Origin of the sequence: Fluctibacter corallii (assembly GCF_025751585.1) — a bacterium.
GTDB lineage: Bacteria > Pseudomonadota > Gammaproteobacteria > Enterobacterales > Alteromonadaceae > Fluctibacter_A > Fluctibacter_A corallii.
Map to the genome: position 1 here is coordinate 114,899 of NZ_JAOWKX010000010.1, position 15,068 is coordinate 129,966.

At 45.4% G+C, this 15,068-nt stretch carries 10 protein-coding genes; all 10 read left to right on the plus strand.

The features are described from left to right. Positions 1 to 300 precede the first annotated feature (300 nt). A complete protein-coding gene (gene rplK / locus OE749_RS16985; protein ID WP_026376737.1) occupies positions 301 to 729 on the plus strand; it encodes a 50S ribosomal protein L11 in 429 nt (142 codons plus the stop codon). Between the two features lie 3 nt (positions 730 to 732). Then, entirely contained in the window at positions 733 to 1,431 is a 699-nt protein-coding gene (rplA, locus tag OE749_RS16990; RefSeq protein WP_263713680.1) for a 50S ribosomal protein L1, read from the plus strand. Positions 1,432 to 1,771: 340 nt separating this feature from the next. Beyond that, positions 1,772 to 2,290, plus strand: coding sequence for a 50S ribosomal protein L10 (gene rplJ, locus OE749_RS16995; RefSeq protein WP_263713681.1), 519 nt, complete (start codon positions 1,772 to 1,774; stop codon positions 2,288 to 2,290). A gap of 54 nt (positions 2,291 to 2,344) precedes the next feature. Further along, positions 2,345 to 2,719: a 50S ribosomal protein L7/L12 gene (gene rplL, locus OE749_RS17000; protein ID WP_263713682.1), complete on the plus strand. Its 375-nt coding sequence runs from the start codon at positions 2,345 to 2,347 to the stop codon at positions 2,717 to 2,719. Positions 2,720 to 3,004: 285 nt separating this feature from the next. Next, positions 3,005 to 7,033 (plus strand): DNA-directed RNA polymerase subunit beta, encoded by a 4,029-nt coding sequence (rpoB, locus tag OE749_RS17005; protein WP_263713683.1) that lies wholly within the window; start codon positions 3,005 to 3,007, stop codon positions 7,031 to 7,033. 82 nt (positions 7,034 to 7,115) lie between these two features. Beyond that, a complete protein-coding gene (gene rpoC / locus OE749_RS17010) occupies positions 7,116 to 11,318 on the plus strand; it encodes a DNA-directed RNA polymerase subunit beta' (protein ID WP_263713684.1) in 4,203 nt (1,400 codons plus the stop codon). Between the two features lie 289 nt (positions 11,319 to 11,607). After that, positions 11,608 to 11,982 (plus strand): 30S ribosomal protein S12, encoded by a 375-nt coding sequence (gene rpsL / locus OE749_RS17015; RefSeq protein ID WP_263713685.1) that lies wholly within the window; start codon positions 11,608 to 11,610, stop codon positions 11,980 to 11,982. 80 nt (positions 11,983 to 12,062) lie between these two features. Further along, on the plus strand, positions 12,063 to 12,533 hold the full coding sequence (gene rpsG / locus OE749_RS17020) for a 30S ribosomal protein S7 (protein ID WP_263713686.1): 471 nt from the start codon (positions 12,063 to 12,065) through the stop codon (positions 12,531 to 12,533). A gap of 24 nt (positions 12,534 to 12,557) precedes the next feature. Further along, the gene (fusA, locus tag OE749_RS17025) at positions 12,558 to 14,654 is read left to right on the plus strand and encodes an elongation factor G (RefSeq protein WP_263713687.1); all 2,097 of its coding nucleotides are present in this window, start codon (positions 12,558 to 12,560) and stop codon (positions 14,652 to 14,654) included. A gap of 62 nt (positions 14,655 to 14,716) precedes the next feature. Next, positions 14,717 to 15,068: GTP-binding protein (locus OE749_RS17030; protein WP_263713688.1), on the plus strand; the 352-nt coding region annotated here is incomplete at its 3' end.

Genomic DNA, 15,068 nt, shown 5'->3' on the forward strand with positions numbered 1-15,068 from the left:
CAGATGTGAGGCAGGTCTTTCTTTATACTTGCTATATGATTCTGTTCTATCGAAGTGTGTGACTAGCGATAGTCATACCTATTGATTTATTCAATTACTGCGTGCGCACAGAGGCACAATAGTGTAGAATTTAGCGTTTATTTTTTCTGCCGCCAAAAAGTTCAAAAAATATGCGTTTTTGTGTTGCAGAGAGTGGATTATTCTACTATAATTCGCGACCCTTTTATTAGATGGGAAGCCGTTTGAGCATACATCACTCAGTGTTTGCGAGGCGTTTAACCCAAATTTGAGAGATTTATCATGGCTAAGAAAGTTACCGGCTTAATTAAGCTACAGGTTGCGGCAGGTGCTGCAAATCCTAGTCCTCCGGTTGGTCCTGCACTAGGTCAACACGGTGTTAACATCATGGAATTCTGTAAAGCGTTCAACGCAAAAACAGAAAGCCTAGAGAAAGGTGCTCCAGTACCAGTAGAGATTACTGTATACGAAGACCGTTCTTTTACGTTCGAAACAAAAACGCCTCCTGCGTCTTTCCTTCTTAAGAAAGCTGCTGGCATCAAGAGTGGTTCTGGTCGTCCTAACACTGAAAAAGTGGGTAAAGTGACGCGTGCGCAGTTGGAAGAAATTGCGAAAACTAAAGAACCTGATCTAACTGCTGCTGACCTAGATGCTGCTGTACGCACTATCGCTGGTTCTGCTCGCAGCATGGGCTTGGTAGTAGAGGACTAAGAGATGGCTAAACTTTCTAAAAAAATGCGTTCAATTCGTGAAAAAGTTGACGCGACAAAAGAATACGATATCAACGAAGCGGTTGCTTTGTTGAAAGAGTTTGCTACTGCTAAGTTCGCTGAAAGCGTAGACGTAGCGGTAAATCTTGGTATCGATGCACGTAAATCTGACCAAAACGTTCGTGGTGCAACTGTACTACCTAACGGTACGGGTAAAGATGTTCGCGTTGCAGTGTTCACTCAAGGTGCAAACGCTGATGCTGCTAAAGAAGCAGGTGCTGACGTTGTTGGTATGGAAGATCTTGCTGAGCAAGTGAAAAAAGGCGAAATGAACTTTGACGTAGTCGTTGCTTCTCCTGATGCAATGCGCGTTGTAGGTCAACTTGGTCAAATCCTTGGTCCACGTGGTCTTATGCCAAACCCTAAGACTGGCACAGTAACACCAGATGTTGCTACAGCAGTTAAAAATGCGAAAGCGGGTCAGGTTCGTTACCGTAACGATAAGAACGGTATCGTTCACGCTAGCATCGGTAAGATTGCTTTTGAGTCTAACCAGATTCAAGAAAACCTTGTTGCACTACTTGAAGCACTTAAGAAAGCTAAGCCTTCTTCTGCTAAAGGTACATACATCAAGAAAATTAGCCTAAGCACTACTATGGGTGCTGGCGTATCTGTTGACCAAGGCTCTTTGGGCATTCAGTAATAGAATTTCATGCTCTGACTTGTTAGGGCATATAGCTTAGGAGCAACGCTCCTCTCTCAAGTTGGTTTTGGGTTGGAGTCTTGTTTATCAAGACTCCCGTCCTAGACCGCAGGTGTAATCGGATAAATGAAGCTAGAGAGCATTTATCAATACGTTTACTTAATTTATTGCCTGCGCAGACGGTGGTTTCGACTCAGACTCTCTGGGGATAACGAACACCGTAGAGCGGTAAAGCTTAATCTGTTTACGAAAGTAGTAGATACGCTTTATCAATCTTAAAACGCTACACAAAAAGTAATTTAGGTTACTGGCTGTGTAGTTAATTAAAGAGGTGAACTCAGTGGCACTAGGTTTAGCAGCAAAAAAAGAGATCGTAGCTGAAGTAAATGAAGTTGCGTCTCGCGCTCTATCCGTTGCCGTCGCTGAATACCGTGGGATGGAAGTTGCAGAACTTACTGATCTGCGTGTAAAAGCTCGTGAGCAAGGCGTATACCTAAAGGTTGTACGTAACACTCTTGCAAAGCGTGGCTTAGCAGATACTAAGTTTGCTGACATCGACAGTGCTTTAACTGGTCCGTTAATTTACGGCTTCTCTATTGATGCACCAGGCGGTGCCGCGCGTCTTTTCAAAGACTACGCGAAAGGGAATGACAAGTTAAAGGTAACTGCACTTTCAATTGGTAGTGGTCTACTTGGTCCTGAGAAATTGGACGCTGTTGCATCACTTCCGACCCGCGACGAAGCACTTGCAAAACTTCTTGCAACCTTCAAAGCACCGGTGGGCAAATTCGTTCAAACAATCAACGAAGTACCTACCAAATTTGTGCGTGTATTGGCGGCGATCAAAGACGAAAAATAATTTTCGTTTTTGGAATTTTGAATTTTTAACATATAACCCAGGAGTTTAGAGAAAATGGCTCTAACTAAAGAAGATATCTTGAACGCGATTGCTGAAATGCCAGTTATGGAATTGGTTGAGCTAATCGAAGCAGCTGAAGAAAAGTTCGGCGTTGAAGCAACTGCAGCTGTAGCTGTAGCTGCACCTGCTGCTGGCGGCGAAGCTGCTGCAGAAGAAAAGACTGAATTCGACGTAGTACTAGCTGGCGTTGGCGGTAACAAAGTTGCTGTTATCAAAGCAGTACGTGGCGCGACTGGTCTTGGTCTTAAAGAAGCTAAAGAGCTTGTTGAGTCTGCACCTAAAGCGATCAAAGAAGCAGTTTCTAAAGACGAAGCTGAAGAACTTAAGAAGCAGCTTGAAGAAGCTGGCGCTGAAGTTGAAGTTAAGTAATTTGTCTGACGACATTTTACTCGCCTAATTAGGCATAGGCTGGTGATTATTTGGTCACCAGCCTTTTTGCGCTGTAGGTCTTGGCATTTACACCCTTTTTCGCCAAGCCTGTATAAAACGCGCTAACGCATTTAAAATTGACACAAAACCAACAAGTTAGATGAAAATTTAATCAAAGTTGGTGTATGCTTGTCAGAATGCGCCTTAATAAAGGGTGCTGGAAGTTTGTAAGATGGGGCGCCCTGTCTTACAAGTTGGGTCAAAAATCAGCAGGCTGAGGAACCCATGGTTTACTCTTATAGCGAAAAGAAACGTATCCGTAAGGATTTTGGCAAACGCCCGCAGGTATTGGAAATACCGTACCTTCTTTCAATTCAGCTTGATTCATTCAAAAAGTTTATTGACGTCGACGTAGACGGTCAATATGGATTGGAAGCGGCTTTCCGTTCTGTATTCCCCATCAAGAGTTACTCTGGTAGCTCTGAGCTCCAATATGTGAGCTATCGACTAGGTGAGCCGGTATTCGACGTAAAAGAATGCCAAATTCGTGGTGTCACTTATTCTGCTCCGTTGAGAGTGAAGTTGCGTCTAGTGCTATTCGATAAAGAAGCAGCACCAGGCACAGTAAAAGACATTAAAGAACAAGAAGTGTACATGGGTGAAATCCCACTCATGACCGAAAACGGCACATTCGTTATCAATGGTACCGAACGTGTTATCGTTTCTCAGCTGCATCGTTCTCCGGGTGTGTTCTTTGATCATGACAAAGGTAAAACGCACTCGTCAGGTAAGGTTTTGTATAACGCACGTGTTATTCCTTACCGTGGTTCATGGCTTGATTTCGAATTTGACCCGAAAGATAACTTATTCGTACGTATAGACCGTCGTCGTAAACTTCCTGCGACTATTATCTTGCGTGCACTTGAGTTGAGCACAGAAGAAATTCTTGCGTTGTTCTTTGAAAATGACAACGTACGTATCACCAAAGATCGCTTGATGATGGACATCGTTCCAGATCGTTTGCGTGGTGAAACTGCGCAATTCGATATTCTTGATGGCGAAGGCAATGTGCTTGTTGAAACAGGCCGTCGTATTTCAGCTCGTCACACCCGTGCGCTTGAGAAAGCCGGTGTTACAGAGCTAGAAGTGCCAGCAGAATTCTTAATTGGTAAAGTATTCGCGAAGACATATGTCAATGAAGATACGGGTGAAGTTGTTGTTAATGCTAACGACGAGTTAACTCTTGAAAATCTTCTTGCGCTTCGTGAAGCGGGCATCAATAACTTTGAAACCCTTTACATCAATGAGCTTGACCACGGTGCTTATATTTCAGACACCGTGCGTATTGACAGCTCAACGAACCGTTTGGAAGCATTGGTAGAAATCTACCGTATGATGCGCCCGGGTGAGCCGCCAACTAAAGACGCTGCTGAAACACTATTCGACAACTTGTTCTTCTCTGACGAGCGATATGATCTTTCATCTGTCGGTCGAATGAAGTTTAACCGTCGTCTTGGTCGCGAAGAACTGATTGGTTCTGGTACGCTAGATAAAGAAGATATCATCGCAGTTATGAAGCAGCTAATCGCTATTCGTGACGGTAAAGACGAAGTAGATGATATCGACCACTTAGGTAACCGACGCATTCGTAGCGTGGGCGAAATGGCTGAAAACCAGTTCCGAGTTGGTTTAGTGCGTGTTGAGCGTGCAGTAAAAGAGCGTCTGTCACTAGGTGATCTTGATAATGTAATGCCTCAAGACCTAATCAACGCTAAGCCTATTTCTGCTGCGGTTAAAGAATTCTTTGGTTCAAGTCAGCTTTCTCAGTTCATGGACCAAAACAACCCGTTGTCAGAAGTGACTCACAAACGCCGTATCTCTGCGTTAGGCCCAGGTGGTTTAACACGTGAACGTGCAGGCTTCGAAGTGCGAGACGTACACCCCACTCACTACGGTCGAGTGTGTCCTATCGAAACCCCTGAAGGTCCGAACATCGGTCTAATCAACTCATTGGCAAGTTTCGCACGTACTAACGACTTCGGCTTCTTAGAGACACCGTATCGTAGAATCGTAGATGGCGTGGTAACGGATGATATTGATTACCTATCTGCTATCGAAGAAGGCCAGTATGCTATCGCTCAGGCTAACGTAGCGCTTGACGAAAACGGCCGTCTAGTAGATGACTTGATTCCATGTCGTCACCGTGGTGAAACCACATTGATGCCGATCGAAGAAATCAAATTCATGGACGTTTCACCGCAGCAGATCGTTTCTATCGCTGCAAGCATTATCCCGTTCCTAGAACACGATGATGCTAACCGTGCATTGATGGGTGCGAACATGCAACGTCAGGCCGTTCCTACATTGCGTGCTGATAAGCCACTTGTTGGTACAGGCATGGAGAAAACCGTTGCGGTTGACTCTGGTGTAACGGTTGTAGCGAAACGTGGTGGTGTTATCGATTTTGTTGACGCTAGCCGTATCGTTGTAAAAGTTAACGAAGAAGAAATGGTTGCGGGTGAAGCAGGTATCGATATCTATAACCTGACTAAGTATACGCGTTCTAACCAGAATACCTGTATCAACCAGCGTCCTACTTGTGGTGTAGGTGATCCAATCGTTGCTGGCGATGTATTGGCTGATGGCCCGTCTACCGATTTAGGTGAGTTGGCACTTGGTCAAAACATGCGTATCGCATTCATGCCTTGGAATGGTTATAACTTCGAAGACTCGATTTTGATTTCTGAGCGCGTGGCACAAGAAGATCGCTTCACAACAATTCACATCCAAGAATTAAGCTGTGTAGCGCGTGATACGAAGTTAGGTCCTGAAGAAATCAGTTCTGATATCCCTAACGTAGGTGAGTCAGCACTGTCTAAGCTTGATGAATCTGGTGTTGTTTACATCGGTGCGGAAGTGAAGGGCGGCGACATCCTAGTAGGTAAAGTAACGCCTAAAGGTGAAACGCAACTGACGCCTGAAGAAAAGCTACTACGTGCTATCTTCGGTGAAAAAGCATCAGACGTAAAAGATACTTCTTTACGTGTACCTAACTCTGTTCATGGTACGGTTATCGATGTTCAAGTATTTACGCGTGATGGCGTAGAGAAAGACAAGCGTGCGCTTGAAATTGAAGACATGCAACTTCGCCAAGTGAAGAAAGACCTTTCTGACGAGTTTAATATCTTGGCAGACGGTATTTTTGCTCGTGCTAACTCTACGTTGGTGAAAGCAGGTATCGACGCAGGCAAGCTTGAAGCAATGCCGCGTGAGAAATGGTTCGACATTCCACTTCAAGACGAAGCTGCGCAAACTGATCTTGACCAAATTGCTGAGCAGTTTGGTGAAATCAAAGCGGATTTCGATAACAAATTTGAAGTTAAACGTCGCAAGATTACTCAGGGTGACGATCTTAATCCTGGCGTACTTAAAATTGTTAAAGTGTATCTTGCTGTTAAACGTCATATCCAGCCTGGTGATAAAATGGCCGGTCGTCACGGTAACAAAGGTGTTATCTCAACGATTCAGCCAGTAGAAGATATGCCTTACGATGAAAACGGCACACCGGTAGACATCGTATTGAACCCGCTGGGTGTACCATCGCGTATGAACATTGGTCAGATCTTGGAAACTCACCTAGGTATGGCTGCCCACGGTATTGGTGCGAAAATTGATCGCATGATCAAAGAGCAGCAAGAATTGGCTAAGTTGCGTGAATTCCTGAAAGAAGTGTACACCTTAGGTGAATCACATCAGGAAGTAGACATCGACAGCTTTACTGATGACGAAGTTCGTCGTCTGGCAGAAAACCTGCGTAAAGGTTTACCTGTTGCTACACCAGTATTCGACGGAGCAACAGAAGCTGAAATTAAGTCGCTTCTTAAGCTAGCTGATATTCCAGAAAGCGGACAGATCACCTTGTTCGATGGTCGTACAGGTCGTGCGTTTGAGCGCCCAGTAACGGTTGGTTACATGTATATGCTCAAACTGAACCACTTGGTTGATGACAAGATGCACGCTCGTTCAACAGGATCGTACAGCTTGGTAACACAGCAGCCGTTGGGCGGTAAAGCACAGTTCGGTGGTCAGCGTTTCGGAGAGATGGAAGTATGGGCACTAGAAGCATATGGTGCTGCATATACTCTACAAGAAATGTTGACGGTGAAGTCCGATGACGTGAATGGTCGTACGAAGATGTATAAGAACATCGTTGATGGCGACCACCGCATGGAGCCTGGTATGCCTGAATCTTTCAACGTATTGTTGAAAGAAATTCGCTCACTAGGTATCAACATCGAACTGGAAGAGCAATAAGCGCTCGACTGAGCTTTAGATTGGAGAGCCTGAGCATGTAAGGTGCTCGGGCTTTTGAAATTGACTCCGCTGGGAGAGAAATGTGAAAGACTTATTAAAGTTTCTTAAGCAACAGAACAAGACGGAAGAGTTCGATAATATTCGAATCGGACTTGCGTCACCGGATATGATCCGCTCTTGGTCTTATGGTGAAGTGAAAAAGCCAGAGACCATTAACTACCGTACGTTCAAGCCAGAGCGTGATGGCTTGTTCTGTGCGCGTATCTTCGGTCCTGTAAAAGACTATGAATGTTTGTGCGGTAAGTACAAGCGTTTGAAGCACCGTGGTGTAATTTGTGAAAAGTGTGGCGTAGAAGTGACACTGACTAAAGTGCGTCGTGAGCGCATGGGTCACATTGAACTAGCATCACCCGTTGCTCACATTTGGTTCTTGAAATCACTTCCGTCTCGTATCGGCTTGATGCTTGATATGACATTACGTGATATCGAACGTGTACTTTATTTTGAATCATACGTGGTAACAGAGCCAGGTATGACAACGCTTGAGCGTAGCCAGCTTTTAACTGAAGAAGAATATTTAGATTCGCTTGAAGAGCATGGTGATGAATTTGAAGCGAAGATGGGTGCAGAAGCCGTATTCGAACTTCTTAAAGCCCTTGATGTTGACTCTGACGTTGCAGCAATGCGCGAAGAACTTCCAAGCATCAATTCAGAAACGAAGCGTAAAAAGATTACGAAGCGTCTTAAGCTTCTTGAATCGTTCCAGCAATCAGGCAACAAGCCTGAGTGGATGATCATGACAGTACTTCCAGTATTGCCGCCTGATTTGCGTCCACTTGTACCACTAGATGGTGGTCGTTTTGCTACATCTGATTTGAACGATTTATACCGTCGTGTAATCAACCGTAACAACCGTTTGAAGCGTCTATTAGATCTTGCTGCACCTGATATTATCGTACGTAACGAAAAACGTATGCTACAGGAAGCGGTAGATGCGCTTCTTGATAACGGTCGTCGCGGACGTGCGATCACGGGCTCTAACAAACGCCCTCTTAAATCGCTAGCAGACATGATCAAAGGTAAGCAGGGGCGTTTCCGTCAAAACCTTCTAGGTAAGCGTGTTGACTACTCGGGTCGTTCCGTAATTACCGTTGGTCCTACTCTTCGTCTTCACCAGTGTGGTCTTCCTAAGAAGATGGCATTGGAGTTGTTCAAGCCTTTCATTTACGGCAAGTTAGAAGGCCGTGGTTTAGCAACAACGATTAAAGCTGCGAAGAAATTAGTAGAACGTGAAGCGCCAGAGGTATGGGATGTACTTGATGAAGTCATCCGTGAACACCCTGTATTACTTAACCGTGCACCTACACTTCACCGTTTGGGGATTCAGGCGTTTGAACCTACCCTAATCGAAGGTAAAGCAATCCAGTTACACCCACTTGTGTGTGCTGCGTATAACGCTGACTTCGACGGTGACCAAATGGCGGTACACGTACCATTAACTATCGAAGCTCAGTTAGAGTCTCGTGCGTTAATGATGTCTACCAATAACATTCTATCGCCTGCGAACGGTGAGCCGATCATCGTACCTTCACAGGACGTTGTATTGGGTCTTTACTACCTAACGCGTGACCGTATTAACGGTAAAGGCGAAGGCATGGTATTCACCAGCCCGCACGAAGCTGAAAAAGCATACCGCACAGAAACAGCGGAATTGCACGCACGTGTTAAAGTAAGAATCACTGAATTCGATATCGATGCAGACGGAAACAAAACAGAAAAAGTTACCCTAACAGATACTACTGTTGGTCGTGCTATTTTGTCGTTGATCTTGCCAAAAGGCTTACCGTTTGAATTGATTAACCAACCGATGGGTAAAAAGCAGATTTCACGTCTTCTTAACGCCTGTTACCGTCGCTTGGGTCTAAAAGACACGGTTATTGCTGCTGACCAAATCATGTATACCGGTTTCCATTACGCGATGATCGCGGGTGCGTCTGTTGGTATCGATGACATGGTTATCCCAGATGCGAAGAAAGACATCATCGAAGGGGCAGAAGCAGAAGTTCACGAAATTCAGGAACAATTCCAGTCAGGTCTTGTTACTGCGGGTGAGCGTTACAACAAAGTTATCGATATCTGGTCGAACGCCAACGAAAAAGTTGCAAAGGCCATGATGGACAACTTGAAGTCTGAGACAGTTGTTAACCGCGACGGCGAAAACGAAGAGCAGCAATCATTTAACTCAGTTTACATGATGGCCGACTCCGGTGCTCGTGGTAGTGCCGCACAGATTCGTCAGTTAGCGGGTATGCGTGGTCTGATGGCTAAGCCAGATGGCTCAATCATCGAAACACCTATTACCGCAAACTTCCGTGAAGGTCTTAACGTACTTCAGTACTTTATTTCAACCCACGGTGCGCGTAAAGGTTTGGCCGATACAGCATTGAAAACAGCGAACTCGGGTTACCTAACTCGTCGTTTGGTTGACGTTGCACAAGACTTGGTTATTAACAACGAAGATTGTGGCACGTTCGAAGGCGTTAAAATGACGCCATTGATCGAAGGTGGCGACGTTGTTGAACCATTACGTGAACGCGTTCTAGGTCGTACCGTGTCTGAAGACGTACTTAAGCCTGGTACTGAAGAAGTACTTATTGAGCGTAACGTCCTTCTAGACGAGAAACTAGTAGACCTACTTGAAGCCAACTCCGTAGATCAGGTAAATGTACGCTCTGTTATTACGTGTGATAACGACTTCGGTGTATGTGGTAAGTGTTACGGTCGTGACCTAGCACGTGGTCACATGGTTGGTATCGGTGAAGCAGTAGGTGTTATTGCGGCACAGTCAATCGGTGAGCCAGGTACACAGCTTACGATGCGTACGTTCCACATCGGTGGTGCGGCATCAAGAGCATCAGCTGAAAATAGCGTACAAATTAAAACAGCCGGTACACTTAAGTTACACAATGCGAAATTTGTTCGCAACGTAGACGAAAAAGTCGTTATCGTTTCACGTTCAACAGAAATTACGATCATTGATGAACAGGGTCGTGAGAAAGAGCGTTATAAAGTACCTTACGGTGCAATGCTCTCTGTTGACGAAGGTAGTGCAGTTCAGGCTGGCGACATCGTAGCTAACTGGGATCCGCATTCACACCCAATTATTACTGAGCGTCCTGCTAAGATCAGCTTTGCAGATATCGACGACAGTAACACTGAAGTTCAACAAGATGAACTGACAGGTCTTACGCGTATCGTTGTAAAAGACTTGGCTAAGGTAAATGCAAAAGAGCCTAAGTTAATTCTTGAAAGTGATGAAGTGGGTCTGCAGGAAATTCGTCTTCCAAGCTTTACTACTATTGAAGCGAAAGAAGGCAGCACGGCAAATGCCGGTGACGTATTAGCACGTATTCCTCAGGAAAGCTCGAAGACTCGTGATATCACGGGTGGTCTACCGCGCGTTGCTGATTTGTTCGAAGCGCGTAAGCCTAAAGAGCCAGCAATTCTTGCAGAAGTGTCAGGTACCATTGGTTTCGGTAAAGAAACTAAGGGTAAGAAGCGCCTTGTGATCACGCCGAAAGAAGGTGATCAATACGAAGAGATGATTCCTAAGTGGCGTCAGCTTAACGTATTCGAGGGTGAGACAGTAGAGCGTGGCGAAGTTATTGCTGACGGTCCAGAGTCTCCACATGACATCCTTCGATTGCGTGGCATCTCTGCGGTATCTAACTACATCGTGAACGAGGTTCAGGAAGTTTACCGCTTACAGGGTGTAAAAATTAACGATAAGCACATTGAAGTGGTTATTCGTCAGATGCTTCGTAAGTGTCTTATCACAAGTCCTGGTGATAGCCAGTTCCTTGAAGGTGAGCAAGTTGAAGTATCGGCTGTTAAGATTGCAAACCGTGAATTAGAGAAGCAAGGCAAAATGCCTGCGAAATATGAGACACAGTTGCTAGGTATTACTAAAGCCTCGTTGTCAACTGAGTCATTTATTTCTGCTGCATCGTTCCAGGAAACTACACGAGTTCTTACAGAAGCTGCGGTTCAGGGTAAAGAAGACGAATTACGTGGTCTGAAAGAAAACGTAATCGTTGGACGACTGATTCCAGCTGGAACAGGTTTCGCTTATCACAAACGTCGTGCAGAAGCGCGCATGGCTGATCAATTTGAAGATCCGTCAGTATCTGCTGCTGAAGCAGAGCAAGCGCTAACTGAAGCGCTTAACGCTGAAGTTGCTGAAAGCTCGATGGGCGGTGTAGAAGATACACCTGGAAACGAGTAATAAGACGGAGAGACCACTTTATACCGCGGCTGGTTCGCCAGCCGTAAAAGTATCCTGCCACTAATTTTAGGATAGCGGCAGGATCCACTTGACAGGTTAAAGTTTGGTCATTAGAATTCCGCGACCCGAAATTTGGTAATCAAGTTTAGGGTGGCGGTTTTTTTGTTTTGGAACGCCTAAAATTCCAAGCCCCATAAGACAAATGAGGTTGACCTTTAGCAGGGTCTTTTCGCCCCTCACGTGTTCATATATGGGTTATTTCAGTAGTTTTTTAACCAGGAGCTAGTTAATGGCAACAGTTAACCAGTTAGTGCGTAAGCCACGCAGAAAGCCTGCTGCTAAAAGCAATGTAGCAGCACTGCAAGCTTGCCCACAAAAACGTGGTGTATGTACTCGTGTATATACAACCACTCCTAAGAAGCCGAACTCAGCACTTCGTAAAGTGTGCCGTGTTCGTTTAACCAACGGTTTTGAAGTTTCTTCATACATCGGTGGTGAAGGCCACAACCTACAAGAGCACAGCGTTGTTCTTATCCGTGGTGGTCGTGTTAAAGATTTACCAGGTGTTCGTTATCACACAGTTCGCGGTACGCTTGACTGTGCTGGTGTTAGCGATCGTCGTCAAGCCCGTTCTAAGTACGGCGCGAAAAGGCCTAAGTCTTAACGGTTCTCCGTTAGTAAGGCCAAACTAAAGTTTTTAATTAGAGTTTTGGGGAATATCCTGAAGCCCACGGAGAATTTAAGATGCCAAGAAGAAGAGTCGTAGGTCAACGTAAAATCCTACCTGATCCTAAGTTCGGATCACAACTACTTGCTAAATTTATGAACGTCGTCATGCTAGACGGCAAGAAGTCAACTGCTGAAAAAATCGTTTACGGCGCGCTTGATATTGTTGCTGAAAAAACTGGCAAGGCTCACCTAGATGTATTTGAAGATGCATTGGAAAACATCCGCCCAACAGTAGAGGTTAAATCTCGTCGTGTTGGTGGTTCTACGTACCAAGTACCTGTAGAAGTTCGTCCAGTTCGTCGTAACGCACTAGGTATGCGTTGGTTGGTTGAAGCAGCGCGTAAACGTGGCGAAAAATCAATGGCTCAGCGTCTTGCAGCAGAAATGCTAGATGCGTCTGAGAACAAAGGCTCTGCGGTTAAGAAGCGTGAAGACGTGCACCGTATGGCTGAAGCGAACAAAGCATTCGCTCACTACCGTTGGTAGTCAACACCAAGCTGAGAGGACGAAATGGCTCGAAAGACCCCAATTGAGCGCTACCGCAATATCGGTATTGTTGCTCACGTTGATGCGGGTAAAACGACCACCACTGAGCGTGTTCTATTCTACACCGGTCTTTCTCATAAGATCGGTGAAGTTCATGATGGCGCAGCCACCATGGACTGGATGGAGCAGGAGCAGGAACGTGGTATCACAATTACTTCTGCTGCAACTACTTGCTTTTGGGCAGGTATGCAACAGCAGTTTGATCAGCATCGCATCAATATTATCGACACGCCAGGGCACGTAGATTTCACTATCGAAGTAGAGCGTTCTTTGCGCGTATTGGATGGTGCTGTTGTTGTATTTTGTGGTTCCTCCGGTGTTGAACCTCAATCTGAAACTGTATGGCGTCAAGCTGACAAATACCACGTTCCACGTATGGTGTTTGTTAATAAGATGGACCGAGCAGGTGCAGATTTTGAACGCGTAGTAAATCAAATACGTAAACGTTTAGGTGCCAATTGTGTACCTATTCAATTGAACATTGGTGCAGAAGAGAACTTCAAAGGCGTTATCGACCTATTCAAAATGAAAGCCATAAACTGGAATCAAGAAGACCAGGGTATGACCTTCACGTACGAAGAAATTCCGGCAGATCTTAAAGATCGCGCTGAAGCACTTCGTACAGAAATGGTTGAAGCTGCCGCAGAGGCTTCTGAAGAGCTAATGGACAAATATCTCGAAGGCGAAGAGCTTTCAGAACAAGAGATAAAAGACGGTCTGCGTAAGCGCACGCTGAACAATGAAATTGTATTGGCTGCTTGCGGGTCGGCATTTAAAAATAAAGGTGTACAGGCGGTATTGGATTCAGTGATTGAATTCTTGCCTTCACCTGTGGATATTCCAGCCATTAAAGGTGTTAACGAAGATGAGTCTGAAGGCGAACGTCATGCTGACGATAAAGAGCCTTTCTCAGCGCTAGCGTTTAAAATCGCTACTGATCCATTTGTTGGAACGTTGACATTCTTCCGTTGCTACTCAGGTGTCGTGAACACGGGTGACACAGTGTATAACCCGGTTAAAGGCAAACGTGAGCGTTTTGGTCGAATTGTACAGATGCATGCGAAAGACCGTGAAGAACTAAAAGAAGTTCGAGCGGGCGATATTGCGGCTGCAATCGGTCTAAAAGACGTGACGACGGGTGACACATTATGTGACCCTAGCCACATCATCACACTAGAGCGCATGGAATTCCCAGATCCTGTTATTTCTATCGCGGTAGAGCCGCGTTCGAAAGCAGATCAGGAAAAAATGGGTATCGCATTAGGCAAACTTGCCGCAGAAGATCCATCATTCCAAGTTCGTACAGATGAAGAGTCAGGACAAACGATAATTTCTGGTATGGGTGAACTACACTTAGACATTATCGTTGACCGCATGAAACGTGAATTCAGCGTTGAGTGTAACGTAGGTAAACCTCAGGTTGCTTACCGTGAGACAATTCGTAAATCAGTCGAAGTGGAAGGGAAATTCGTTCGTCAATCGGGCGGTAGAGGCCAGTACGGTCACGTATGGCTTCGTATTGAACCACTTGAAGAAGGCGCGGGTTACGAGTTTGTTAACGACATTGTGGGCGGCGTGATTCCAAAAGAATACATTCCGGCTGTAGATAAAGGTATTCAAGAGCAAATGCGCAATGGTGTCCTAGCTGGATATCCTGTGCTTGATGTTAAGGCTACTTTATTCGATGGTTCATTCCACGATGTTGACTCCTCTGAAATGGCGTTTAAAATCGCTGGGTCGATGGGCTTTAAGAAGGGGGCTTCAGAAGCGAATCCTGTCTTACTAGAGCCGACCATGAAAGTGGAAGTCACTACACCAGAAGACTGGATGGGTGACGTTGTCGGCGACTTGAATCGTCGTCGCGGTATGATTGAAGGCATGGAAGACGGGGTAGCAGGAATTAAAATTATTCGTGCAAAAGTGCCACTGTCAGAAATGTTTGGATATGCCACAGACTTGCGTTCACAAACGCAAGGCCGTGCATCTTACTCAATGGAATTTTTCAATTATTCGGAAGCGCCAAATAACGTTGCGCAAGCGATTATTGAATCTAGACTTTAATCTTATTGAAGGTTCGGTCCGGTCCTTGTCGGGTCGGACTTTTAACTTAGGAAAATAGAGAAATGGCAAAAGAAAAGTTTGAACGTACGAAACCGCACGTTAACGTTGGTACAATCGGCCACGTTGACCACGGTAAAACTACTCTAACAGCAGCGATCACTACTGTACTAGCTAAGACTTACGGTGGTTCAGCTCAAGCATTCGATCAAATCGATAACGCACCAGAAGAGCGTGAGCGTGGTATCACAATCGCGACTTCTCACGTAGAGTACGACACGCCTACACGTCACTATGCACACGTAGACTGCCCAGGACACGCTGACTATGTTAAAAACATGATCACGGGTGCTGCACAGATGGACGGCGCAATCCTAGTAGTAGCTGCAACTGATGGCCCTATGCCTCAGACACGTG

Excerpts from the sequence above, each read along its gene's own strand:
- rpsL (WP_263713685.1), top strand. The coding sequence starts at position 11,608 with ATGGCAACAGTTAACCAGTTAGTGCGTAAGCCACGCAGAAAGCCTGCT.
- rplL (WP_263713682.1), top strand. The coding sequence starts at position 2,345 with ATGGCTCTAACTAAAGAAGATATCTTGAACGCGATTGCTGAAATGCCA.
- fusA (WP_263713687.1), top strand. The coding sequence starts at position 12,558 with ATGGCTCGAAAGACCCCAATTGAGCGCTACCGCAATATCGGTATTGTT.
- rpsG (WP_263713686.1), top strand. The coding sequence starts at position 12,063 with ATGCCAAGAAGAAGAGTCGTAGGTCAACGTAAAATCCTACCTGATCCT.
- rplK (WP_026376737.1), top strand. The coding sequence starts at position 301 with ATGGCTAAGAAAGTTACCGGCTTAATTAAGCTACAGGTTGCGGCAGGT.
- rpoB (WP_263713683.1), top strand. The coding sequence starts at position 3,005 with ATGGTTTACTCTTATAGCGAAAAGAAACGTATCCGTAAGGATTTTGGC.
- rplA (WP_263713680.1), top strand. The coding sequence starts at position 733 with ATGGCTAAACTTTCTAAAAAAATGCGTTCAATTCGTGAAAAAGTTGAC.